Below are 24,907 nucleotides of genomic sequence, written 5' to 3'. Positions count from 1 at the left end.
TTTTCTCTTACTTAACATTTTACATGCTCCACGAGAAAATATAAAATGTTGATTTAACAAAAAAAGATGCTTATTTATAAGCATCTTCTTCACTCTATCTCCATCAACCTCTTCGCCTCAAAATACAACACTTGAATAAACTTCTTCGTATTAATTCGCGTATGACCAGAAGATGCGAGTTCATCTTTCGTCATTTCTGTCATCCGTTTTCTAACTACGGTGAAATCGAAAAATTTTGGAGCATAGCTTTCAAATTTTGGATTTGAAAAGTCTGTTAGTCCTAAAGAAGCCAAATGATTTAACGACTGATAAATAGCTCGACGTACTCTTTGTTCAGACGCTTTTTTCTCTTTATCAATATCCGCACCTAAAGCTAGATCCCCTAATTTCCTTATCGTAATATGATGAAAAATTTCTTTTAACGCAGGAAAGCCAAACTCAAATGTCTGTGCCTTTTCTTGACCATATAAATATTCCAGCATACTAAGTAAATCTTTACTTCCATTCTCTCCCGCAATACCGAGTTCTGATAGTAAAAAGCGTCCTAAATCCCCTATCTTTTTTCCTTCTTGCACTGGTTCAGTACGCAATTGCGGTTTTTCCCACTGAAACACGTTATTCAATGATTTTTGAATATCATGTATAGAACGCTCCAATCTAATACGCTCTATCACTTTGCGTACAACAGATACAACTTCGATTTTGTTTAATGGTTTTGTAATATAATATTCTACACCAAGTGTATATGCCTCACCTATAAGCTGCTTCGATTCCACTTGAGAAATCATAATGATTTTCCCCGTGAAAGTTGACGCAATGTGACGAACTGTTTCAATTCCGTCCCTCATCGGCATCAACAAATCAATAAATAAAATATCTACTTTTTTAAAATTTAGTTGATCCGCTTCAATAAAAGCTCCGTCATCCGCCTCACCAATTACTTCTCCAAGATCTCCATCTTCAATAATTTGCGAAAGCATCGAACGGAAAACTTCATCATCGTCTACGATATAATAAAACAAATCTATTCCCCTTCCCGCTTTAAACTATCCTCCGGTAAACAAACGATAAACTTACATCCTCTTTTATTTTCTCGGTCTTCTAATTTCACTTCTCCGCCTAGCTCTGTTACCATTTCATTTATGTAAGAAAGCCCAATACCAGTTGACGGTGTTCCCGTTTGATCATACTTGGAAGTAAATCCTGGCTTAAATACTAATTTCTTATACTTTTGTGTAATACCAGGCCCATCGTCAATTACTTCAAAAAATATATGCTGATTTCTTTTATATAGCTTAATAATAACGAAACCTTTATCTTCAATTGCTTCAACTGCATTTGCAACTAAGTTATTAAAAATTGATAGCACTGTATACACGTGGTATGCAGCATGCTCACCTTCTATATGTTTAGAAAAACGTATATCCTTTTCTAGCATTTCAGCATACTTCTCGTTTATTCTAACAATCATCTCTGCTAACTCATGTCCTTCTACATATTCAGCCACATTTTTATCTAATAACAGTTTAGATAACCCTGCAAATATCCTTTGATTATCCTTTTTTATTTCATGCACTTCCCCCGCTATTTTCAATGCTGTTTTACTACTTGAATCAGCGCTTACTTGTAAATTTCGATATAGTTGATATGCTTCTTGTGTAATTAACTCCGCATTTTGTAACGTCTTTTTCAAATGAACAGATTCCACATATAAATTAGAAAGATGCATTAACATATTTTCATTTTCTTTTCGAACTTGCGATTCTTTTAATTTCGTTTCATATAAATTCATCATATTTAAAAAACCAAGTGCAAAGAAACTACGAAAAATAGCAATAATAATAAGTTTATTCACTTCAGAAATCGTTATTGTTGTACCTAGTACTAACATGTGATAAAACGCAAGTTCTGACATACTTGCAACAATTTCAATTGAAATTCCAAGGCATCCAATAATGATTGGTTTCTGATGGAACTTATTTACCCTACAAAGCGAAAAAAAACTGCCATAAATAAAATAATAGAAGAACACAGGATAACGCAAATAAAATGATTCTGTCATATGAAATGAACCTTGCATGATCCAGTCAAGACATACTCGGAATAAGACTACAGATATACCAACAAGAATACCTGCAACTCCTGCTGGTGCTCTTCTTAAAAATAATAATAAAAAGAAGAATAGCGGTGTACCGAAGCTAACTCGAAATGTATCATTAAAGGGATGAAAGTTCAGCTCCCCAGCAATCGGAACAACGACCATTAATATAATTAAAAGGGACATATCTTTCTTCCATAATTGATTCCAATTCAAAGGTGACACTTCCTATACTTTTTTTCAGTAGTAAAAGTGAAAGCCCGCTTATTGTTATAAACGGGCTTTTTTTCTATATTCTAACCTTTTCTACCGCTTTTATTTGGCGATACTCTGGCTTCCACATTACTTCTTGCACTGCCATCTTGATATCGTTATCACTTAAGTTCACTCTTGCAACACCTTCTGCAACTGCAACTTTCGCTACTTCAATTGCAACCATTTCTGAGATATTACGTAATTCTTCGACCTCTGGTAAAATAGGTGCTCCTGGCTGACTTGTATCTACCATACTTGCAACTGCTTCAGCAGCCGCTGCGAACATTCCATCCGTCATGACGCTTGCTCGTACTACAATTGTTCCAAGACCAAGCCCTGGGAAAATAAGTGCATTATTTGATTGTCCAATCACATACGTTACACCGTTATATGTAACTGGTTCAAATGGACTTCCTGTTGCAACTAACGCTCTTCCTTCTGTCCACTCGATTAAATCTGCTGGTTTTGCTTCAGCAAGTGGCGTCGGATTCGACATTGGTAAAATGATTGGTCTTTCTACGTGAGAAGCCATTTCTTTAATAATCTCTTCTTTAAATGCACCTGCAACAGTAGATGTACCAATTAAAATTGTCGGTTTTACATGTTTCACAACTTCAGCAAGTCCGATCACATCATTTTCTTTCCACTCACTTACTTCTGCTTCTTTTCTTGCGTACGGAATTTGGAAATCAAGAAGATCTTCCATATTATCTGTAACTAACCCGTTACGATCAATACACCAGAAACGCTTATATGATTCTTCTTCAGATACACCTACGCGGACCATCGCATCTCTAACTTGATCTGCGATACCGATTCCAGCCGTACCAGCACCAAATACAACAACGCGGTGTTCACTTAGCGGTACACCAGAAGCTTTCACTGCCGATAATACTGCCGCAAGTGAAACTGCACCTGTACCTTGAATATCATCATTAAACGTACAAACGTCATGACGGTATTTATCTAAAATTTTTCGTGCGTTACGAGAGCTAAAGTCTTCCCAATGTAAAAGTGCTTTCGGGAATTGTTTATTTACCGCTTGTACAAACGTATCAATAAATTCATCGTAAGCTTCACCTGTTATACGAGGGTGACGATTTCCAATATAAAATGGATTGTTTAATAGTTCCTCACGGTTTGTACCTACATCTAAAATTACCGGTAATACGCGGCTAGGATCGATTCCAACTGCGGCCGTATAAACAGCTAGCTTTCCGATTGCAATGTTAATACCACCAACTCCCCAGTCACCAATTCCTAATATGCCTTCTCCATCTGTTACAACGACTAAATCAATGTTCTCAGCTGTTGCACCAATATTGGTGAATGCTTCTTCAATACCTGATGGATCGTTAATCGATAAATAAACACCACGTGGTTTACGATATTCATGACTATATCTTTGAATTGCTACACCGACAGTTGGTGTATATACAATCGGTAACATTTCACGTAAATGATCTGTTAATATACGATAAAATAATACTTCATTTCGATCATGTAACGCAGTTAAGTATACATTCTTTAATAAATCATCCGGCTGAGAACTAAATTGTTCGTATGCTCGGCGTGCCTGTTCTTCTAACGTTAAAACCGCTGGCGGTAATAACCCTTTTAAACCTAACTCTTCTCTTTCATTTTGTGTGAAAGCTACCCCTTTATTTAAAAGTGGTGTTGATAATACTTCTGCTCCTCTTAATGTTGTTTCTAATGCACCATTAGAAGCTACTGTAAACTTGCTCATAACATCCCTACCTCTATTCATATATAGCATTTCTATATTGTAAACAAAAAAGAGGGGCTTGTCCCCCCTCTTCTTTTAATTTTTCTTTAAAAGAGTTGCTCCTGCAATCCCTGGATGTGTCATTTCAAATGGATCTAGAATTAACTCTAAGTCTTCTTGTGACAGTACACCATTTTTCACACAAAGTTCTCGAACGGATTGCCCTGTCGCGATTGCTTCTTTCGCAACGCGAGCTGCAGCTTCATAACCGATATGAGGGTTCACGGCTGTAATAATTCCTACACTTTTCTCAACATACTCTTTTAAGCGATCTTCATTCGCTTCAATTCCTTTTAAGCAATTATCTGTAAAGGCACGGAAACCGTTATTCATAATGCTAATTGATTGCAGTAAGTTGAAAACAAGTACTGGTTCCATAACGTTTAATTCTAATTGTCCTGCTTCTGAAGCAAGGCAAATTGTATGGTCATTACCAATTACTTGGAACGCAATTTGGTTAATAACTTCTGGCATAACAGGGTTTACTTTCCCTGGCATAATAGATGAACCTGGCTGACGAGCTGGTAACATAATTTCTGCTAAACCAACACGTGGACCTGATGCCATTAAGCGAAGGTCATTCGCAATTTTAGACATATTCATCATACATACTTTAAGTGCTGCAGATACTTCAGTATAAGCATCCGTATTTTGTGTCGCATCCACTAAATCTTCTGCACCAACAAGCGGTAATTCACTGATTGCAGCTAAATGTTTTACAACTGCTTCAATATATTCTGGATCTGCATTTAAGCCTGTACCAACTGCAGTTGCTCCCATGTTCACTTCATATAAGTGTTGACGTGATTGCTGAATTCGTTTCATATCACGTTCAAGTACACGAGAGTATGCTTTAAACTCTTGTCCAAGACGAATTGGCACAGCATCTTGTAAATGTGTACGACCCATTTTAATCACATGATCGAACTGTTCTGCTTTTAATTCAAATACATCATGCATATAACCCATCGTTTGTAATAAGCCTTCTAATGCATTTAACGTTGCGATATGAATCGCCGTTGGGAATGCATCATTTGTTGATTGCGCCATGTTTACATGACTATTTGGACTAATATAGTGATAGTCTCCCTTTTCCATTCCTAATAATTCAAGAGCACGATTGGCAATGACTTCATTTGCATTCATGTTCATTGAAGTACCTGCTCCGCCTTGAATTGGATCTACGATGAAATGATCATGCCATTTTCCATCAAGAATTTCTTGAGCAGCTTCTGCGATCACGCCACCCTTGTTCAATTCCAATCTTCCTACATCTGTATTCGCAAGTGCTGCTGCTTTTTTTACAATTGCGAACGCTCTAATTAAACCTTCATGGATTTTGTATCCTGTAATTGGGAAATTTTCAACTGCACGCATTGTTTGTACGCCATAGTATGCATAGTTTGGTACTTCTTTTTCACCTAAAAAATCTTTTTCAATTCGAACACCATTTTTAACTTCAGTTAATGTTGCCATGATTATTCACTCCTTAACGATTTCTTATGCTGCTTTTGTTTCTTTGACTGTTTCTACATATTGTTTTGCTTTCTCATTATCGAATTCGCCTTCCCACTTCGACATAACAATGGCCGCTAATGCATTTCCTAATACATTGACAGATGAGCGAATCATATCTAAAATGCGGTCAATTCCCGCAATTAACGCGATACCTTCTAGTGGTAGCCCCATTGAACCTAACGTTGCTAATACAACAACGAACGATGCACCTGGAACTCCCGCCATACCTTTGGATGTTAACATGAGAACGAATAATAACGTTATTTGCTCTGTCAGTGACATGTGCACACCGTACATTTGTGCAACAAACAATGCCGCTAACGCTTGATAAATAGCCGATCCAGTCAAGTTAAATGTATAACCTGTCGGAATTACGAAAGAGGCAACTGCCTTTGGACAACCGAACTCTTCCATTTTTCTCATTATATTAGGTAAAACAGCTTCTGAACTTGCTGTCGTAAACGAAAGAATCAGTTCTTCTTTTAAAATTTTTATTAATGTAAAAATGTTTACGCCAACCATTCTTGCATTAATACCTAATACAATCACAACGAATAGTATAACAGTTACGTATACAGCTAGCACTAGTTTTCCTAGCGGAAGTAATGTTGCTACACCAAATTTTGCAACCGTAACGGCAATTAATGCGAATACACCAAATGGTGCAAATTTCATAACTTGATTTGTAACCCAAAACATTGCTTCGAGTACGCCTTCAAAGAAGTTAAAAACAGGCTTTCCTTTTTCCCCAATTGCCGCAACTCCTAAGCCGAATAATACTGAGAAAAATATAATCGGTAATAGGTCACCTTGTGCAATCGATTCAAATACGTTTTTTGGTACAATGTGAACAATTGTCTCAGCAAAACCTTTCTTCTCCGTTGCATCTGCTGTTTGTTTATAAGAAGAAATATCACTTTGCTGTAAATTACTCATATCAACACCAGTACCTGGTTGAAATATATTCGCTGCAAGTAATCCCATTAAAATAGCAATCGTCGTAATAATTTCGAAATAAAGAATTGTCTTACCGCCCAGTTTCCCAAGCTTTTTCATATCTCCTACACCAGCTACCGCAACAATTAATGCTGAAATAACAATTGGTACTACAATCATCTTAATTAAGTGAATAAATATATCCCCAATTGGTGTGATATAAGAAATCGCCGTTTTATTGCCATAAAAGACTGCCCCTACTACAATCCCTAAAACAAGCGCGACAAAAATTTGTGTTGCCAATCCGAATTTTTTCATTTATGTTCATCCCCTTCATGCGAACGCTTTCAATTTGAATTTATAAAAGCTACTCACACATCTTATAAGCGAACCTACAAAATCATACAAAAACCTACAAGTTCGTCACAAAAAATTCATATATTTTTCTTCTTTTTTTCATTGACACCATTTTGTTAAAAAACGATAAAATAAACTTGATAAGTAATCAGATTGTTTCGTATAATCAAAAAGATATATGCTTAAAACAAATCAAAATGAAAAGGAGTGGATGTTATGAAAAACTATACAAAGCAATTCGTCCTATCTTCTTCTTTTCTTTTTCATTTTCTTAAAAAGGAACAAAGGCATTCGCCTTTGTTCCTTTTTTATTGCGATCTATATAGGGGGAATTGTTATGAGACCATATAAACGTGTCTTAATTAAATTAAGCGGCGGTGCACTTGCCGATCAAACTGGAAATAGCTTTAACTCCAAACGATTAGAACATATCGCAAACGAAATTTTATCCATTGTTGATTTAGGTATCGAAGTATCCATCGTCATCGGTGGCGGTAACATTTTTAGGGGACATCTAGCTGAAGAGTGGGGAATTGATCGCGTAGAAGCTGATAATATCGGTACGTTAGGTACAATCATTAACAGCTTAATGCTTCGCGGTGTTTTAACAAGTAAAACAAATAGAGAAGTACGCGTTATGACTTCCATTCCATTTAATGCAGTAGCTGAACCATACATTCGCTTGCGTGCAGTCCACCATTTAGATAACGGTTATATCGTTATCTTTGGAGGCGGTAACGGCCAACCGTTCGTGACGACAGATTATCCAAGTGTACAAAGAGCCATCGAGATGAATAGTGATGCCATATTAGTCGCAAAACAAGGGGTCGATGGCGTCTTTACAAGTGATCCAAAGCATAATAAATCAGCAAAAATGTACAGCAAACTAAACTATAATGATGTCGTTAGACAAAATATACAAGTCATGGATCAAGCGGCATTACTGCTTGCCCGGGACTACAATTTACCAGCACACGTCTTTAACTTTGATGAGCCTGGTGTCATGAAGAAAATATGTTTAGGCGAACATGTGGGGACGTTGATCAATGATGATGTTACGATGCTGGTGCATGAAAAATAATAATTCCCCACCAAAAAGGGTGCCTTTTGTAGGCACCCTTTCCTAATTCATCATCACAAATAGAAGTCAACCAATCCTGCCACTTTCTCCTTACAACGCTCCCAAAAAGATAACTTTTCAAAAAACTCTTTCGTCATTTCTTTCGAATCATGAAAATCCTCTGTTAACGCCTTATTAACTTGTCCTACAATAGGACCACCATAAATATAAAAATTCATTTCATCATTTATATTGAAGCTACGCGAAGTAAAGTTTGTTGTACCAATAACGGTTAATTCATTATCAATAAGCATTAATTTACCATGGAACATTCCTTTTTTATAACCATATACAGTAATCCCATTATTAACAGCTTGACGTATGTATGGATACGCCGCTTCTTTTATAAGAGGTAGATCCGGTTTATATGACCAAAGTATTTTTACTGTAACACCACGCTTTTGCGCCGCGATTAAAGCATTCATAGATTCTTTATTTTTCGCTATAAAATACGGTGTTGCAATTACAATGGAGTGCTGAGCTTGTTTTATGAGCTCTATATATTTTTCAGCAACGTAATGCCCATTGTAACTAGTCATAGTATGTAATGTATTCCCTTTACTAGCTTTATTCGTACTCCTCTTTATCTCTTCTTTCGTATCTCGTTTCCAATCTAAAGCGAATTGCTGTTCTAAATCTTTTGCTCCTTCTCCTTTAAGCCGCACATGATAATCACGCCAATATCCAAATCGCTTATCTTTCCCTAAGTACTCATCTCCTATATTAAATCCGCCTGTATAGCCAATTTCTCCATCAATCGTCGTAATACGGCGATGATTACGATGGTGAAGTGAATAAAATCCGAATGGTAATGTAGGTTTTCTACTATATGTAAAATGTACACCACTTTCCCGCAATTCATTTATCACCTTTCTTTCAAATGATAAATCATTAATGCGATCAACTGATAAATAGACGTTTAATCCTTCTTTTGCCTTCTCTTTTAATAAGTTTAAAAAAGTATGGCTACTTTTATCATCCGACAAAATGAAGAAATAAGTGTAGATGGAGCTTTTAGCTTCTCTTATATCAGTAAATAATTGTTTATAAAAAGGCTTCCCTTCTACATATAATTGAAAGTCACTATAATGAGGCGCATACTCTGTCGGCATGTTTTTCCCAGCTTCCATTTTCCTACCTAAGGTAACATCGATATGCATCCATATTAAAATAAAAACGAAAATAGCAATAGCAATAGAAGTAACTCGCAATATTTTTTTAATCATTTTGATTTCCTTCCGATCATTTTCTTTCCACCTTTCTATTTTGTCATTCAAGTTTAGATTTCATGCTTCATACAAAAAAGGATGTGACTTAACGTCACATCCTTTTCACATTAAACAAAATTCCTCGCATCATTATTTCTTCCAAACTTATAAATCGCAATTAAGAAGAATGCAATCGCGAAAGCGAATAAAATTAAAATGTTTAAATACAACTCAGAGAATGGAATTCCTTGCTGTAGTTTCGATACTGTGTCTAACAACCAGCGCTGTGGAAGAAAATTAGCTACTTTTTGTACTGCACTTGGCATAATATCATATGGGAAATAACATCCAGCAAGTAAGCATGTTGGTACAATGACCATGTTTTGCATCGCATTTGCCGATGCTGAGTTTTTCGAAAAAGCTACAAGAACTAATGATATTCCAATTGCGATTAATGCAAATAGCATTAGTACGCCCATCATCACTATAAAAGGCATATTGATATTCGTATGAAAAACATTCGTTAGGAATAGGATTGTAATCAAAATTTGTACTGTTAGTATTATCATATTTACCCCGACATTAGATAATATGAACTTCTTCCCATCTATCGGCGTTGATAATAGTCTAAAGTACGTTCTATTCTCTTTTTCTTTTAAAATATGACCTGATAAGTTCGCTGCTGAAAACAGCATAAACATAATAAGGTAACCCATCGTTTGATTTGTCATATCTTTATTTTTCGAAGTATCTTCTAGCGTCTCAGTTTTCATTTTAAATGAACTTTTTTGATACCCTGCGTACATATTGTCGAATGTACTTTGATCTGTTCCTGCTACTTTACTAATAGCTGCTATATTATCAATATAATTATATAAATATGATTTTATAAATCCTGTTACTTGATCACCTTTAATCGATGAAATTTCAATATGCTCTGGTTTCCCTTCTCGAACACTTTTTGAAAAACCAGAATCTAATGTAATAACTCCATCAAGTTTTTTGGAAGTGAGTTTATCTTCTACTTCAGACTCCTTAACCTTACTCACATTCACATGATTTAATCCTTCTAAAAACTTTATCGTATCATTTGCTATCGGCTCATTTTCTTTATTTACAATCCCGATATTTAACGTTCCTTGCCCTGCATTTCCGTATATCGAGAAGGAAATGAGCGTCCCTATTATCGGCAAGCTAATTATAATGAGTAAACTTTTTTTATTTTTCAAAAGCACAGATAACGTTTTTTGTATAAGCCATAAAATATCCTTCATACTATAGCCCCTCCCGTCTACGTAATGCAATAATTGCAATTAATAAAAAGAGTGCTGAAATTCCAATGTTTAAAGAAATGACTGGTAGTGCTGCCCCTACATCATTCGCATAAATAATTTTCATAACAGCTGTATTTGCCCAAGTTAATGGCGATAAGTTCGTAACGAAATTTTCTTCTACTACGAAATATGCACCTCCAAAAATAGAAGCTAATTGCACAACAACCATAATAATTGCCCTAGACGCTTCAGCTGTTTTCGTAATATATCCGATTCCTAAACCGAAGCTAATCGCTAGAAAGACTTGTGTTAATAAAATAAGAAATATGATTCCAAGATGGTCGCCCCAATTCGCTTGAAAAACAAATTTACTAAATAACATGACGAGTAATATGCACAGGGCATTTGCTACTAGGCTACCAAGTACTTTTCCAATGAATATTTCAGCTTTACTTATAGGTGCAGCAATGAGACGATCTCCTGTTTTACGTATTCGTTCTCCTCGAATTAAAGAACTCGCTCCCATCGCAGCATATAGTGCAATCATCGTTGTCATTACAACCGCATAGTAATCCATAGAACCTGGTTTTTTCGCAGCTTGTAAGGATGTTTCTTTTATATAATCATTATGATTTCCGTTTGAAATAACTGTGCTCACCTTAGTAGGATCTACTTTTGCAACTTCGACCGCTACATTGTACTTATCAACAAATGTTGTAAGCATTCCTTCCACAATACTCCCCTCAATACTACTTTTGTCACTTCCGTAAAATTTTGCACCATCTTTATTTAACTCTACATAAGCAGCATATTTATTTTTCTTCACTTCTTCTTTCCCATCTATACCTTCGGAAGCTTTTTTAAAATGAATACCTGATTTATCCACTTCTTTCGTAAATGCTTCAAATGATTGAGAAAACGTGCTACTCGCTTCATCTTTATATAGCACTTGTATATCTTTAATCGAATGACTATCACTATTAAATGCGTTGGTTAACGCTGTTCCTAACACAAGCATAAGCACAATCGGAAATGCTAACATAAAAACTAAAGTTCTTACGTCTCTGAAATCTCTTTTAATATGCATAATTGCAATATTGAAGATGTTCAATTGATGAACCTCCCTTTACCTTTTCTTCATTTACCTTTTATTTATCTCGTAAGTTTCTTCCGGTTAACGTAAGAAATACTGTTTCTAAGTTTGGAGCCTGCTCCTCTAACGAACGAATTTCAATGTCATGATTAATGAAATGCTGAATAATTTGATTTAAATTATTTAATCCTGCATCCGAGTTTACCTTGATTACGTTCTCTTCAATCTGAACAGCTTTCACACCGTTTATCTCTTTTAACTTTTCTACATCTAAATTTTCTACTGACTTCACTTCAATCCAAATATCTTTCGTATCTGTAATAATCGCTTTTAACTGTTCTTTCGTACCTTCTGCAATCACTTTACCGTGGTCGACAATTGCGATTTTCGTACAAATCTCTTCTACTTCTTCCATGTAGTGGCTCGTGTAAATAATAGTGCTTCCCATTTCATTTAACTTCCGGACAGACTGAAGAATATAGTTCCTTGACTGCGGATCAATTCCAACTGTCGGTTCATCCATAATAATTAACTTCGGTCTATGTGCAATTGCACAAGCAATATTTAATCTTCTTTTCATCCCACCAGAAAAGTTCTTCGGATAGCTTTTCTGTTTATCACTAAGTCCTACAAATTGAAGAGCTTCCTCTACCCTAGCTTTTAATTCAGCTCCTCGTAATCCGTACAATCCAGCAAAGAATTTCACATTTTCATAGGCAGTTAACTCTTCATAAATCGCAATATCTTGCGGAACAATACCGATATTCATTTTCGCAAATCGATTATGTTTCTTTATATTTTTTCCTAGTATGCTAATTTCACCTTCATTACTTCTTAACAAACCAGCAATCATATTTATCGTTGTACTCTTACCAGCACCATTTGATCCTAAAAAGCCAAATATTTCTCCTTCTTTAATAGATAAAGACATATTATCAACTGCGATGAAATCACCAAATTTTTTCGTTAAATTTTTAATTTCTAATGTATTCATCATTTTCACCCCTATTTTGGTTTCTCTGCTTTTAGTATAAACAAAAAGAATGAACCTGCTCAGTGCAGAAGTTCATTCTTTTCACATGAGAATATTCACTTTTTTCATATGAGATGGTTCATCCTCGTACCATTCTCTTTATATTGGCAACAACATCGTTACTGAAAAACCACTTTTCCCATCTACAATAATTTTTCCGTTTACAGACGCCGTTCGCTCCTCCATCCCCATAATACCGAGACCTTTTTTAATAAGAGCTACCCCTTTTCCGTTATCCTTCACTTGTACCTTTACCATCTTGTTAAGTACATGAATATCTATAGAAATGACTGTCGCATCAGCATATTTCATTGCATTTGTTAGTGCTTCTGTAACATTCTCACCGATAATTTTCCACTGAATGGGAGAAATCATATCTAAGTTCCCTTTGTATACAAAAGGAATATTCACATCATTCTTACCGGCAAATTCCTCTATGAATAATTTCATACGGTGAATGCCAATTTGCTCAGTTGGTGGCTTCATATTTTTTAATGTAATGCGAATACTTTCAATTCCATCTTTTGAAATGTGAATTGCATTTTGTAATAACTCCGCTGATTTTTCTTTATCTATCCCCATTAATCTCTTTGCTGCTTCCATTTGAATTAATGCACCCGTCATCGAGTGGCCAATTTTATCATGAATTTCTTGTGATAACCGATTTCTTTCTTCTAACTTAAACGTGTATTCTGATTGTCTTATGTACTCTTTATTTTCATGTAAGCTTTTCGTAAGTCGTTGCATATCTTTTCGCATCTTATCATTTTGCGATTCAAGCTTTACTACACGCGATATATATCGATCTGCAATAGTTAAAACGAGAAAAGAAAATGCGACAATTAATCCATAAGTCATTCGAATACTTTCATCTGCAATTGTAATTGGGAGCATCATAATGACAAAGCGTGGCCAATTCTTTTCTATGTAATAGAATGTAATTTCGTATAAATTCAAAGGTAAAAACAAAATAAAAAATGGATGAACCCTCCATGTAAATAACATAACTACGCCAATTGACATACAAATTAATATTTTTTTATACGTATCTTTTTTAAATATAGAAATCATTACGTTTACAGAGATGTAAATAAGTAAAGTAAATATAACCCACGGTAAATTTGCTACATTTGCGTAAATATAACTAAACACAATATATAAAAAAACAATTAATTTACTTACAGTTAACCAAAATTCCATATCATTAATCTACTTTCCCTGTTAAGTAATAAATCGCGATTTGTGTGCGATGTTCAAGTCCAGTTTTCCCTAAAACTGACGTAATATAATTTGCAATTGTTCCTTCAGATATAAAAAGCTGTTTCGAAATTTCTTTATTTGAGAAGCCTTTTGCAATTAATGCGATAATACTAAGCTCCCTTTCTGTGAAAAGACTCTTATCAATTTTACATTCTTCCTCTTTACTTTCCATTAAATTAGACTTAATTTTATCGAGGACAACATCTTGCATAACAGTTTGACCGTTATATACTCCTTTTATCGCATCACGAATCCGCTCCGGATCGTTATTTTTTAATAAATAACCTTTAGCTCCGTTTTTTACTGCATCCAAAATATATTCATCATCATCAAACGTCGTTAAAATAAGCGGTTTTGTTTTCGTCTCTTCACAAATGAATTTCGTCGCCTCTACCCCGTTCATATTTGGCATGCGAACATCTAATAGAGCGATATCAACGTCGTTCTTTTTGCAATACTCCACTGCTTCCTTCCCATCATTTACTGTATCTACTACTTCAAACTCTTCGTATGTATTTAAAATAATTTTCATGCCCTCTCTAATAAAAGAGTTATCATCCGCTATTAATATTTTAATTTTCATGTTTGTTAGTATGGCCCTTCCCCTACTAACATTCACATCCTTTCTTCCCGTAACATTTCCTACTTGCTCATTATATACTTCTCTTTACCATTTTTTCACACCTTTTTTCATCTAGCACTCCTGCAAAAAATATATTATTCTTTTTTTACAAAATGTGTAGGGTGACTTATCATTCTTTACGTCTATATAATAGAATGCGTCAAAAAGGAGGGAGAGACCGATTGAGGAAAAACAATTAATTGAAAAAGCACAGCAAGGAAGCGAGCATGCTTTTCGTATCCTTGTACAAACATATCGTCATTATATTTTTCAAGTTATCTTTTCTATTTTAAGACATGAAGAAGATGCTAAAGATGTTACACAAGAAGTATTCGTAAAAATTCATACCTCTCTCCCAAATTATCAATTTCGCGGATTAAAAACGTGGATGGCACGTATTGCCACCAATCACGCTATTGATTATAAGAGAAAGAAAGCTAGAGAACACGAAGAACTCTCCTTATGTAAAGAAACAGAGGAAAATATAAAATCCTCTCATAACATTGAAGCTTTACTATTGACGAAAGAGCAAAAATTACTTATTGCTCAAAAACTGAGAGAACTTCCGGAAAATTACCGTGACGTTGTTCTCGCGCATTACTTAGAGGAAAAAAGCTATCAAGAAATTGCTTTCCAAGAAAACATCGAAGTGAAAACAGTAGAAATGAAACTGTATCGGGCAAGAAAATGGATAAAAAAACATTGGAAGGAGGAAGAGTTTCTATGATGCATTATTCAAAAGAAGATTGGCGCAATTATACATTAGATTTTATAGAAAACAATGAACGTAAATCTATGGAAGAACACCTTTATGAATGTGATCATTGTTTAGCACTTTATATGGAAAGTATTGATGAACAACATGAAAACCTTCCAATGATAAATGATGATTCATTTACGAACGAAGTTATGACGCAAATTAATTTTGAAACGCTACAACCTAATGAAAATATAAAAACAAACTCACTAAAACGCACAATTATTCACTACATAATTGCGACTGCAGCTACAATTATTTTTATGGTAAGTGGTTTATTCCAATATATTTTTACAGCGACATCAAATTTCGAGAAATCTTCAAAACATAACGAGTCTTCTATCTCACAACAAATTGTAAACAAATCGGTAGATACATCAAAAAAGGACGGAGGTTTAAAGCATGAATAAAAACCCCTTTTTAGCACTTGTATTAGGGCTAATTCCTGGGCTTGGACATTTATACTTAAAAAAGCTAGGACGGTTTATTCTATATAGCGGAGGATCTTTATTTCTATTCTCCTTTGCAGTATTTTGTACCATAGTAGTAAGAGGACGTGATATTGCTTTTCTTTCTCTATTTTTACTAGCTGTTCTATGGGTAATTAACTTACTAGATTTAGTTATCACCATTATAAAACAAACGAAAAAACAAGAAGCTGGAGAATTGATAAATTCCTCTAAAGAGAGCGAACGATTTTATATCATTCTCCTATCCATCATCCCTGGACTTGGCCATTTCCAATTAGGACTTATGCAACGTGGACTTACATTTTTAGTAGCTTGCACAGGAATCGGAAGTATGATTATTTTCGTTGCACTTTTAACATCGCAAGAAAGTTTTCTTATCTTCCTTATTACATTACCTGTTTTATGGATTTACAATTTCTTCGATGTTGTTCAGCAACTCCAGAAAAAAGAACGTGGCGAGCAACTAGATGACCGTACTATTTTCGAAGATTTTGAAGAACATCGAGAGCAAGGAAAGAAAAGTAAAACATTTGCTTCTATTTTAGCGATGTTCCCTGGAGCAGGTCATATGTATTTAGGTTTACAACGCCGTGGTCTTCAGCTTATGGCAGCCTTTTTACTATCTATTTATTTACTCGACTTATTAAGACTTTCTGCGTTTTTATTTTTAGTACCAATCATTTGGTTCTATAGCTTTTTTGATGCGTTACAGCAAACAGCAAAATACGGAAAAGAACGAGTACAAGACGAACCCATTATCGATTATTTTATAAATCATCAAAGATGGATCGGTATCGGATTAATTACACTCGGTGGTTATTATTTATTAAATCAAACAGTCCTTCCTATTTTGAATGATTATTTTGTAACTATATTTAATATTCATCTTAGTGAACTATATTATCGCTATTTCCAGACATCTATCGTTGCGCTCCTTTTAATTGGCGGCGGCTTTAAATTGTTACTTGGAAATAAAGAAAACAAAGGTGGGACAAGCGAATGAGGACTTGGCGTGTTGGAACATTCTCAATGGGGCTTTCTATTATATCGTTAGGATGCTTTTTACTATTTTCAGTCGTAAAAGGAATTCAAGTATTAGATACACTAACTGCATGGTGGCCAGTTTTACTTATCATACTTGGAGCTGAAGTTTTACTATACCTTCTATTTTCTAAGAAGGAACAATCATTTATTAAATATGATATTTTTAGTATTTTCTTTATCGGTGTTTTAGGAAGCGTCGGAATTGCTTTTTACTGTTTATTATCAACTGGATTACTAGAAGAAGTTCGTCACTCTATTAACACAACGAGGCAAACGAGTAATATTCCAGACGGACAATTTGATATACCTGAATCTATCAAAAAAATCGTAGTAGATGCAGGTCATCAGCCTCTAACTATAGAGGGAAATAATACAAATCAAATTCACCTTTTGGGAACTTATGAAATGACGACGAAAGCAAATGAAAAACTCAATTTAAAACGAGATGATTTCCTTTCAGTTCAAACGGCTGGAGAAACGATGTATATCACTTTAAAATCATTACCTGTTCAGCATACGTTATTTAATTCAGCACCACAGGTGAAACCAACGCTTGTTCTTCCGCAAAATAAAAATGTGGAAATCCGTGCTTCAAATAACGAACTATCTCTTTATCCAGGTCAATTACAAACTAATTGGTTTGTACAGGAAAGCTCAAGAGTATCTGTCCATCTTGCAAAAGAGAGTGATGTATCTTTAACAGCAGTAACAAATCAAAAAGAAACACATGGAAGCACACCTTGGGAACAAGTAGAAGATTTAACGAAAAAAGAAAATACTTCTCCAGAAGAACATCCAGAATTAAACAACCAAGAACATTGGTATAAAAATTCGATTAAAACTGGAAATGGCACGTACAAGTTAAATATTGAGAAAGCTTATAATTTGAATATGAGTGTTCTCGAAAAATAAAAAACCTTCCGCAATTGCGGAAGGTTTTTCTCATATAATCGCTTTAATTCCTTCTAACACTAATCCAATCATAAATCCGCAAACCGCCCCGTTCACTCGGATCCACTGCAAATCTTTACCGACATTATTTTCAATCATTTCGATTAACGTTTTATCATCTAACTTATCAAGATTTTCTTGTACAAGCTTACCGATTTTCGAATGGTTTTTTTCCACAAGTGTAACAACTTGCTTTTGTAACCACTCCTCTATTTTTTGAACAGTTTGTTCATCTTCTTTTATTTTGTTCATTTGTTTTTGTAAAAATGGAATAACATATTTATCAGCAAATTCTTCATTATTTACAAAAGCAACTGCTCTTTGTTGTACTTGCTCTAGCATCTCTTTTATTTTGTCAGTAGCATTCCAATTCGCAATCCACTTTTCTTTCCAATTTTCTAATTCCTGTAATAAGGCTTCATTTTCTTTTACATTGATAATTTCTTGACGAATCTTCGCTAATATAAGTTGTCTTGTGCTATTATCAGCCTCTTGTAAGCTGTTAATATTACTAATGATAAACTTCTGCAAAATGCCGCCAATTTTATCTTCATCTACAATATTCATAAATGATTTCAAAGTAAACTGCAAGAATCCATCTACTTTTATATTTTCCATCGCCTTCATACCTAAGCTACCGAGCTGGTAACGAGCTTCATCTTGCGCTGTCCAATCTTTTACCTTCACTAATATGTAATCAAGTGTCTTTTCATCATATTCTTGCACAACTAATTGATCAACAAGCACTTGTAAAATGTTACTTGTATTAATTGTATGCAAATATGTTTTTAATTCTTTTTCAATAATAACAGCTAACTTTTCTGTATCTATTGTAACAATTGCTTTCTCTGCAATCGTTACAATCCCCTTTTTCACAGCATCAGACTGCATTTCTCTCTCAGCAATTTGCAGTACCATTTGTACTAACTGCATCTCTTTTACTTTATTCGTAATACTTTCTTTCGTCAGCCATTCATTTTCTAACGTATGAATGAGTCCTTTCGTTACCCGTTTACGGTTTTTAGGTAACAAAGCTGTATGCGGAATTGGTATTCCCATCGGATGACGGAATAAAGCTGTAACCGCGAACCAATCCGCAAGTCCACCAACCAATCCAGCTTCAAATCCACCTTGTATAATCTCTCCAGCTACCGTTCCTTGAAAAGGGATAGAAGCCGCAAAGCCGACACCCATAACCCCAAGCGAAATACCCGCTATATATTTAGTCTGTAATGACATCGTATACACATCCTCTTATTATGTAAAATAAAGCTTTTTTGTTGTATTTATTCAATATTAGTTATCCTTTATATATACTATAAAGAACTATTGTGAAAATAACAAAGATTTTTATGTACATGAAAAAATGAGGCTACAACTAGCCTCATTTTTCTTATACCGTTAAATCCAAACCTTTCCTATAATACTCATTCATTACATCTTTTGGAACCATACTTCCACCCGTTCCCCACACAATATGAGTACCTTTTTTCACCTTCTCTGTTACCTGTTGCTTTTGTAAATACTCACCTTCTTTGCATACTTTCACTGGCCCTATCATACCTGCTAGTGCAGAAGGCTCTAAATAAATATTTTCCGTATCAGCTAGTTCTTTTAACAATCTATATAACTCTTCATCGCTTACTGTGTAATTCCCACTCAAAAATGGTTCCATCGTTTTACCGACAAATCCAGATGGCCTTCCTACCGCAAGTCCATCCGCATCTGTTACATTATCAATTCCGATATCTTGAACGGAAATTTTGTCATGAAGGCCTGTCATTAAGCCGAGTAACATACAAGGAGAATGTGTTGGCTCTGCAAAGAAACAATGAACATTATCTTTATACAATAACTTTAAACCGAATGCTACTCCGCCAGGTCCTCCTCCTACTCCGCACGGAAGGTAAACAAATAAAGGATGATCTTCATCTACTACAACCTCTAACTCTTCTAATTGCTTTTGTAATCGTGATGCAGCTACTGCGTATCCTAAAAATAAATCATGTGAGTTTTCATCGTCTACAAAATAACAGCTAGGATCCGCATCCGCTTGTCTTCTTCCTTCTTCTACTGCTTTGCTATAATCATCTTCATATTCAATAACGTTTACACCTTTACTTCTTAATAAATCTTTCTTCCATTCTTTTGCGTCTGCTGACATATGAACAGTTACATTAAAACCTAGATTCGCACTCATAATCCCTATGCTAAGTCCTAAATTCCCTGTAGAACCTACTGCAATTGAATATTTCGAGAAAAACTCTCTACATGTATCACTATCTAAAACGGAATAATTATCTTCTTCTGTTACCATTCCGTGCTGCAATGCTAGTTGCTCAGCATGTTTCAACACTTCATAAATGCCGCCCCTAGCTTTAATTGATCCTGATATTGGAAGATGACTATCACATTTTAATAATAATTCTCCTAAAATAGGTTGCTCATATTTTCTCTCTAAAGCTTCTTTCATAGAAGGTATTTTCACTAAAGGTGATTCGATTATGCCGTTCGCCCCTTTCGTTTCAGGAAAAACTTTCGCAATATATGGTGCAAAACGCTTTAATCTCTCTTCCGCATCTTTTACATTCTCTTCATTAAGTGGTGAATCTTTTATTGCTGTTTCATACATTTGTATGTTTGGATTTATCCAAAATACTTCTTCTGTTGCAATAAGCTTATTCACTAATGGATATTCTGCTTGTAATGCCCCTATTTCTTTCATTTTGTTTCCTCCTTATATCCTTGTAGCTCACCATACAATAAATTATAATTAAATTAATTTTAATATAGTTTAACACAAATAATCCAATTTAGTTAATTTTAATTTAATTTATTTAAATATAATTTAATAATTATTAAGGAGATTTTCATTATGGAAAATATAGATATTGGTAAAAAAATTGAAAAACAAAGAAAAGAAAAAGGTTTAACTAGTAAAGAACTAGCAAAGATGGCCGATATTACACCATCAATGTTAAGTCAAATTGAGCGCGGGTCCGCTAACCCTTCTATCCAAACATTAAAAGTGCTTGCTAAAGCTCTTGATGTGCCAACATTTAGCTTTTTACTTGAAGATACAAATACAGACGATTTAATTGTACGTTCCCATAAACGAAAGAAAATGATTATTGATAATTTATCATATGAAATGCTTTCACCTGATTTCACTGGAAATTTAGCAACAGCAATTATGACCGTCCCGCCTAATACAGCTTCATCAGAAAATGTGCTAGAACATAAAGGAGAAGAATTAGCATTTGTCTTAGATGGGAAAATCACATTATATTTAAATGAGGAAGAATACGTATTAGAAACTGGCGACAGCGTAAAGATACCTGCTTATTTAAAGCATAAATGGGAGAATCATTTTGAAAAAAACGCGATAGTCTTATTTTCTGTTACTCCGCCGATTTTTTAATGTATCAATAAAAACAGGATGATTCTTATAAAATGAGGATTATCCTGTTTTTATTAAATAAGAAAGTGAAATTTTTGTTAAAAACTTAACAGTTGGACCCAATCCGAACAATCCTCCTAAAAACATATTTACAAGTAAAACTATCCCTCCCATTGATGCTAACGTATCATGAGTCAGATTCATCCCACCACTACCAGAGGCACTTGTAATATTCACATAAAAATAAGAAATATGTAAAAATTAATTAATTTTTCAGAATTTTGTTGAAAAATATGGTAAAACCACTCTTATACTTCTTCTATTTTGCTATTATAGAAATAATTAAATTAGGATACTTTTATCGAATGGGGGAATATATAATGAGTGTGTTATTAAAAGGGCATGAACAGATTGTCAACGAATTAAACATTTTATATCAAGTAATGGTAGCGGAGCAATTAATTGAAGCGAAACAATTAAAAGAAAAAATAGAGAAACAGATTAATAAAATTGAAGCTGATCAAAATCTATCGCTTTACTACTCCCTACTAAACTTTAAATATAAGGTCCTAACCGATTGGACAAACATTAAATATGATACTTTTAGTCAAATTGTTCGTTTAGACAATCCAATAACTGAAGACTTTATTACTTATTATTATCACTTTTTTAAAGCTGAACATGCTACCATTATTGGAAATTATGATGAAGCAAAAAAAGAATACGAAAAAGCTGAATCCCTTTTAAAACATGTACCAGGCGAACTAGAAGAAGCTGAATATAAATATAAATTCGCTATATTTAATCACCATACAAACAAACCACTTACAGCAATCAATTATGCAAATCAAGCTAAAGAGATTTTCTCAAAATATCCACGTTATGAAATTAAAATAGCTCTATGCGAAAACATTTTAGGCTCATGTTCTGTTTATTTAAAACAATTCGAACAAGCCGAAGAGAACTATAATTCAGCAATCAATATTTTACAAAAGCTGAAAGACGATACACTAATCTTAAAAGTTCGAAATAACTTAGGTTGGCTCTACTCTTCTCAAAATCTATCAACCCTTGCTATTAGACATCTTACAATAGTTACAAACAAATTACCTAAACACCTAAAAGCCAATTTTCTACAAGCCAAAGAACATTTTAGTTTAAATGAAAAAGAAATTGCAAACGATTGGGTTCAAAAAGGCTTAGAAATTTGTAATGAATTAAATAATCAAGAATATAAACACCATTTCACTATCTTAAAAACACAACACACTGGTATTCTAGACGACTTAGAAAACGCAATCATTGCAGGCACTACATATTTTAACAGTAAAGAATTATACGATTATGTACAAGAATATTACGAATTATTAGCAGTAGAATTTCATAAAGTGAATAAAATAGAGAAATCTCAAAAATATTTTTTCAAAACTTACGAAGCAAAACAAAAATTATTAACTAAGGAGGCACTAAGATAATGAAAAAGATTAGTTTAGCTATTTTAACCTTTACATGCATACTTGCTTTTGGATTTAATAATTTTACTGAAAGTCAACAAGCAAAACAACTTCCAAAATGGGATACAGATAAACAAGAAACACATGCAGACCTATAGAAACCTAAAAACCCCTAATAAAGGGGTTTTTAGATTTCTACAATATAATGATTTAGCATATGATGAAGAAATATGCTTATAAAAGATAGCCATACAGATACTCTCTGTACATGGCTATCTTTTATTTTTTCGGCACCAACAAAATCCCTAAACTAATAATACAAAAGCTCATTATTTGCTCTGCTGATAGACCAAACAGAACCGAATTTTGTTCACTAACAAGCGAAATAATAATATGAGCAAACCCCTCAATAATTAGAAAAACACTTATATTCTTTCCATTTCCGAGCCTTTCATTTTTCATCCATAACAAGCCCATTATACAAAGAGCAAGGCTGATCTCATATACGAAAATAGGGTGATATAAAAGTTTAGATTCATATATTTTCATTCCCCATGGTAGTGTCGTTTGTGCACCTACTTCATGATGTAATAGAAAATAAAAGATAATACTCACACACAGACCAAAAGGCAATGCATCAAGTAAAATACGAAGCGAAAATTGCTCCTTTTTACTTTTCCAAACAATGTATACACTCGCAATCACGCATCCTACTACAATATGTTGCATACTTCCAACAGCTAATATTGCTTGCACTGGCGCCCCAAAGGCCCATACAGGATTTAAAATTGATGGTGCAAACTTCCATACAAATACGATGATAAGAAAAGCATTTGTTACGGCATCCATCATTTTTTCATATGATACATTTTGATGCCTCATCTTTCGTTTCATCAACACAAATCCAAATAGACTTCCAATTATAAGAGATATGGGTTGTAACCTCACGATCCACTCCATCGTCACGAAATCTCCTTTTAATTCTCAATCAATTTCTTAAATTTCTTTTCTAATTGATCTGGTGGTAATACACCTCGTACATGATCTACTATAATTCCATCTTTATTAACAAAAAATGTCGTCGGTAAAGAGAATACTTTATAATCTAGTCCAGCTACTCCGTCCATATCTAATAGAACAGGAAACTCAAACCCATAGCGATTAGCAAATGCGCTTGCTTCTTGTACTGGGTCACTAACAGTTGCATTCACCGCAAAAATTTCAACATCCTTTTTATATTTATCATACATATGAACTAAATCAGGTGCCTCCATTTCACACGGCCCACACCATGATGCCCAAAAATTAATAATATATGGTTTTCCCTTAGCATCATTTAACGACTGCAACTTTCCGTCTAATCCTTTTAATGTAATGCTAGGTGCTTTAAAACCGACTTGTGGTAATACTTCTTTCTCCTGTAACTCTGCTTGTTTCGCTTTTCTTTCCTTCTCTTCTTTCTTTGAATTATAAAAGTTAACCCCCGCCCAAACGAGTGCCCCTACTAATATAATAGCAATTATTTTCTTCACTTTTCTTCCTCCTCATTTTTAAAAACCTGTAAATCCACCGAATAGACGAATAAAGAATGCTGTAATTTTCGTCATTTGATTTGTATACAATAAAATACCCGTTACAATCATCATTCCACCGCCAATTTTCATCATGACATTGGCATATGTAACAATCCATTTTACCTTCCCAATAAAGAACGCCATCACGAAAAATGGAACCGCAAACCCAAGAGTATACGCTGTAATATAAAGAAGTGCCCCTTCAGGATTCGTCGCGCCAAGCATGAGTACAGCTGAAAATATCGGTCCAACACATGGCGTCCAACCCGCTGCATATGTCATACCGACTAAAATCGAGCGAATAAATCCAGTCGATTTACTTCTATACTGCACCTTTTTCTCTGCCATAAGCCACTTAGGCTGAAACAAGCCCGTCATAAATAGCCCCATTAAAACAATAAAAATCCCACCAATTTGTTGAATCAATTTTTGGTTAGATGAAAATGTTACTCCAATCCAACTTACCGATAAACCTAACGCGTAAAATATAACCGAAAATCCAATCATAAAAAATACTGTATGTATAATCGCTGATTTTTGCATAATCCCACGATTTTCTTTTAAATCTTGAATAGACACACCTGTAATATAAGATAAATAAGATGGATATAGCGGTAAAGAGCACGGTGATATAAATGACAATACTCCCGCCCCAGCCACAAGCCAAATTGTTAAATCTGCTGCATTCATTTTATTC

Annotated in this window: 25 protein-coding genes; 8 read left to right on the top strand and 17 right to left on the bottom strand. The window is 34.4% G+C overall.

Annotation, left to right across the window (positions count from 1 at the left end; translation table 11 throughout):
- Nucleotides 1-89: 89 nt before the first annotated feature.
- The 5 genes from OXT04_RS02215 to OXT04_RS02195 form a co-directional block, all read right to left on the bottom strand.
- Entirely contained in the window at nt 90-1,022 is a 933-nt protein-coding gene (locus tag OXT04_RS02215; protein ID WP_098256549.1) for a response regulator, read from the bottom strand.
- A gap of 2 nt (nt 1,023-1,024) precedes the next feature.
- Entirely contained in the window at nt 1,025-2,323 is a 1,299-nt protein-coding gene (locus tag OXT04_RS02210) for a sensor histidine kinase (protein WP_080477855.1), read from the bottom strand.
- A 64-nt stretch (nt 2,324-2,387) separates the two neighbouring features.
- Nucleotides 2,388-4,100, bottom strand: coding sequence for an oxaloacetate-decarboxylating malate dehydrogenase (gene malS / locus OXT04_RS02205; RefSeq protein WP_065228756.1), 1,713 nt, complete (start codon nt 4,098-4,100; stop codon nt 2,388-2,390).
- Nucleotides 4,101-4,175: 75 nt separating this feature from the next.
- On the bottom strand, nt 4,176-5,615 hold the full coding sequence (gene aspA / locus OXT04_RS02200) for an aspartate ammonia-lyase (protein ID WP_000224200.1): 1,440 nt from the start codon (nt 5,613-5,615) through the stop codon (nt 4,176-4,178).
- A 24-nt stretch (nt 5,616-5,639) separates the two neighbouring features.
- Nucleotides 5,640-6,911, bottom strand: coding sequence for a cation:dicarboxylate symporter family transporter (locus tag OXT04_RS02195; protein ID WP_000713291.1), 1,272 nt, complete (start codon nt 6,909-6,911; stop codon nt 5,640-5,642).
- 376 nt (nt 6,912-7,287) lie between these two features.
- Between OXT04_RS02195 and pyrH the strand changes: the two genes are divergently transcribed.
- Nucleotides 7,288-8,031, top strand: a complete 744-nt coding sequence (pyrH, locus tag OXT04_RS02190; protein ID WP_001248059.1) for a UMP kinase — start codon at nt 7,288-7,290, stop codon at nt 8,029-8,031.
- Nucleotides 8,032-8,084: 53 nt separating this feature from the next.
- On the opposite strand, the gene cls is transcribed toward pyrH, so the two are convergent.
- The 6 genes from cls to OXT04_RS02160 all read right to left on the bottom strand — a co-directional run bounded on the left by cls (nt 8,085) and on the right by OXT04_RS02160 (nt 14,521).
- The gene (gene cls / locus OXT04_RS02185) at nt 8,085-9,296 is read right to left on the bottom strand and encodes a cardiolipin synthase (protein ID WP_053564787.1); all 1,212 of its coding nucleotides are present in this window, start codon (nt 9,294-9,296) and stop codon (nt 8,085-8,087) included.
- 110 nt (nt 9,297-9,406) lie between these two features.
- Entirely contained in the window at nt 9,407-10,552 is a 1,146-nt protein-coding gene (locus tag OXT04_RS02180; protein ID WP_000651881.1) for an ABC transporter permease, read from the bottom strand.
- A 1-nt stretch (nt 10,553) separates the two neighbouring features.
- Nucleotides 10,554-11,663: an ABC transporter permease gene (locus tag OXT04_RS02175; RefSeq protein ID WP_097924305.1), complete on the bottom strand. Its 1,110-nt coding sequence runs from the start codon at nt 11,661-11,663 to the stop codon at nt 10,554-10,556.
- Nucleotides 11,664-11,700: 37 nt separating this feature from the next.
- On the bottom strand, nt 11,701-12,639 hold the full coding sequence (locus OXT04_RS02170; RefSeq protein WP_001093820.1) for an ABC transporter ATP-binding protein: 939 nt from the start codon (nt 12,637-12,639) through the stop codon (nt 11,701-11,703).
- Nucleotides 12,640-12,777: 138 nt separating this feature from the next.
- On the bottom strand, nt 12,778-13,878 hold the full coding sequence (locus tag OXT04_RS02165) for a sensor histidine kinase (protein ID WP_097924304.1): 1,101 nt from the start codon (nt 13,876-13,878) through the stop codon (nt 12,778-12,780).
- Nucleotides 13,879-13,882: 4 nt separating this feature from the next.
- Nucleotides 13,883-14,521: a response regulator transcription factor gene (locus OXT04_RS02160; protein ID WP_000694106.1), complete on the bottom strand. Its 639-nt coding sequence runs from the start codon at nt 14,519-14,521 to the stop codon at nt 13,883-13,885.
- A 220-nt stretch (nt 14,522-14,741) separates the two neighbouring features.
- Between OXT04_RS02160 and OXT04_RS02155 the strand changes: the two genes are divergently transcribed.
- The 4 genes from OXT04_RS02155 to exsE are packed head-to-tail and all read left to right on the top strand — an operon-like array spanning nt 14,742 to nt 17,743.
- Complete coding sequence (locus OXT04_RS02155) at nt 14,742-15,287, top strand: RNA polymerase sigma factor (protein WP_306236426.1); 546 nt, start codon at nt 14,742-14,744, stop codon at nt 15,285-15,287.
- On the top strand, nt 15,284-15,727 hold the full coding sequence (locus OXT04_RS02150) for a hypothetical protein (protein WP_000972339.1): 444 nt from the start codon (nt 15,284-15,286) through the stop codon (nt 15,725-15,727). Before OXT04_RS02155 ends, OXT04_RS02150 begins: the two co-directional genes overlap by 4 nt.
- Nucleotides 15,720-16,790, top strand: a complete 1,071-nt coding sequence (locus OXT04_RS02145; protein WP_001039125.1) for a hypothetical protein — start codon at nt 15,720-15,722, stop codon at nt 16,788-16,790. The genes OXT04_RS02150 and OXT04_RS02145 overlap by 8 nt, the downstream gene beginning before the upstream one ends.
- Nucleotides 16,787-17,743 carry an exosporium protein ExsE gene (gene exsE, locus OXT04_RS02140; protein ID WP_001261430.1) on the top strand — a complete coding sequence of 319 codons (957 nt, stop codon included), beginning with the start codon at nt 16,787-16,789 and terminating at the stop codon, nt 17,741-17,743. Before OXT04_RS02145 ends, exsE begins: the two co-directional genes overlap by 4 nt.
- A 30-nt stretch (nt 17,744-17,773) precedes the next feature.
- Here the strand turns inward: exsE and OXT04_RS02135 are convergent, their stop codons facing one another.
- Entirely contained in the window at nt 17,774-19,021 is a 1,248-nt protein-coding gene (locus tag OXT04_RS02135) for a DUF445 domain-containing protein (protein WP_000058311.1), read from the bottom strand.
- A 154-nt stretch (nt 19,022-19,175) separates the two neighbouring features.
- Nucleotides 19,176-20,507, bottom strand: a complete 1,332-nt coding sequence (locus OXT04_RS02130; protein ID WP_000658544.1) for a D-serine ammonia-lyase — start codon at nt 20,505-20,507, stop codon at nt 19,176-19,178.
- Between the two features lie 150 nt (nt 20,508-20,657).
- On the opposite strand from OXT04_RS02130, the gene OXT04_RS02125 reads away from it, so the two are divergent.
- On the top strand, nt 20,658-21,203 hold the full coding sequence (locus tag OXT04_RS02125) for a helix-turn-helix domain-containing protein (RefSeq protein WP_063547005.1): 546 nt from the start codon (nt 20,658-20,660) through the stop codon (nt 21,201-21,203).
- 39 nt (nt 21,204-21,242) lie between these two features.
- Here the strand turns inward: OXT04_RS02125 and OXT04_RS02120 are convergent, their stop codons facing one another.
- Complete coding sequence (locus OXT04_RS02120; protein WP_002025592.1) at nt 21,243-21,419, bottom strand: hypothetical protein; 177 nt, start codon at nt 21,417-21,419, stop codon at nt 21,243-21,245.
- A gap of 143 nt (nt 21,420-21,562) precedes the next feature.
- Between OXT04_RS02120 and OXT04_RS02115 the strand changes: the two genes are divergently transcribed.
- Nucleotides 21,563-22,657, top strand: a complete 1,095-nt coding sequence (locus OXT04_RS02115; RefSeq protein ID WP_097821577.1) for a response regulator aspartate phosphatase — start codon at nt 21,563-21,565, stop codon at nt 22,655-22,657.
- The gene (locus OXT04_RS02110) at nt 22,657-22,794 is read left to right on the top strand and encodes a hypothetical protein (protein WP_000724012.1); all 138 of its coding nucleotides are present in this window, start codon (nt 22,657-22,659) and stop codon (nt 22,792-22,794) included. Before OXT04_RS02115 ends, OXT04_RS02110 begins: the two co-directional genes overlap by 1 nt.
- 121 nt (nt 22,795-22,915) lie before the next feature.
- On the opposite strand, the gene OXT04_RS02105 is transcribed toward OXT04_RS02110, so the two are convergent.
- Genes OXT04_RS02105 through ccdA form a run of 3 tightly spaced genes read right to left on the bottom strand, consistent with a single transcriptional unit; the run spans nt 22,916 to nt 24,900 of the window.
- A complete protein-coding gene (locus tag OXT04_RS02105; protein WP_069355371.1) occupies nt 22,916-23,596 on the bottom strand; it encodes a prolipoprotein diacylglyceryl transferase family protein in 681 nt (226 codons plus the stop codon).
- Between the two features lie 17 nt (nt 23,597-23,613).
- Nucleotides 23,614-24,168, bottom strand: coding sequence for a TlpA family protein disulfide reductase (locus OXT04_RS02100; protein ID WP_000719879.1), 555 nt, complete (start codon nt 24,166-24,168; stop codon nt 23,614-23,616).
- A gap of 18 nt (nt 24,169-24,186) precedes the next feature.
- Entirely contained in the window at nt 24,187-24,900 is a 714-nt protein-coding gene (gene ccdA, locus OXT04_RS02095; protein ID WP_097821576.1) for a cytochrome c-type biogenesis protein CcdA, read from the bottom strand.
- Between the last annotated feature and the right edge of the window lie 7 nt (nt 24,901-24,907).

Origin of the sequence: Bacillus sp. GC_Bacil_1, assembly GCF_026540675.1 — a bacterium.
In the GTDB taxonomy this organism is placed as follows: Bacteria; Bacillota; Bacilli; order Bacillales; family Bacillaceae_G; genus Bacillus_A; species Bacillus_A cereus.
This window is presented reverse-complemented; position numbering and strand designations above follow the sequence as displayed.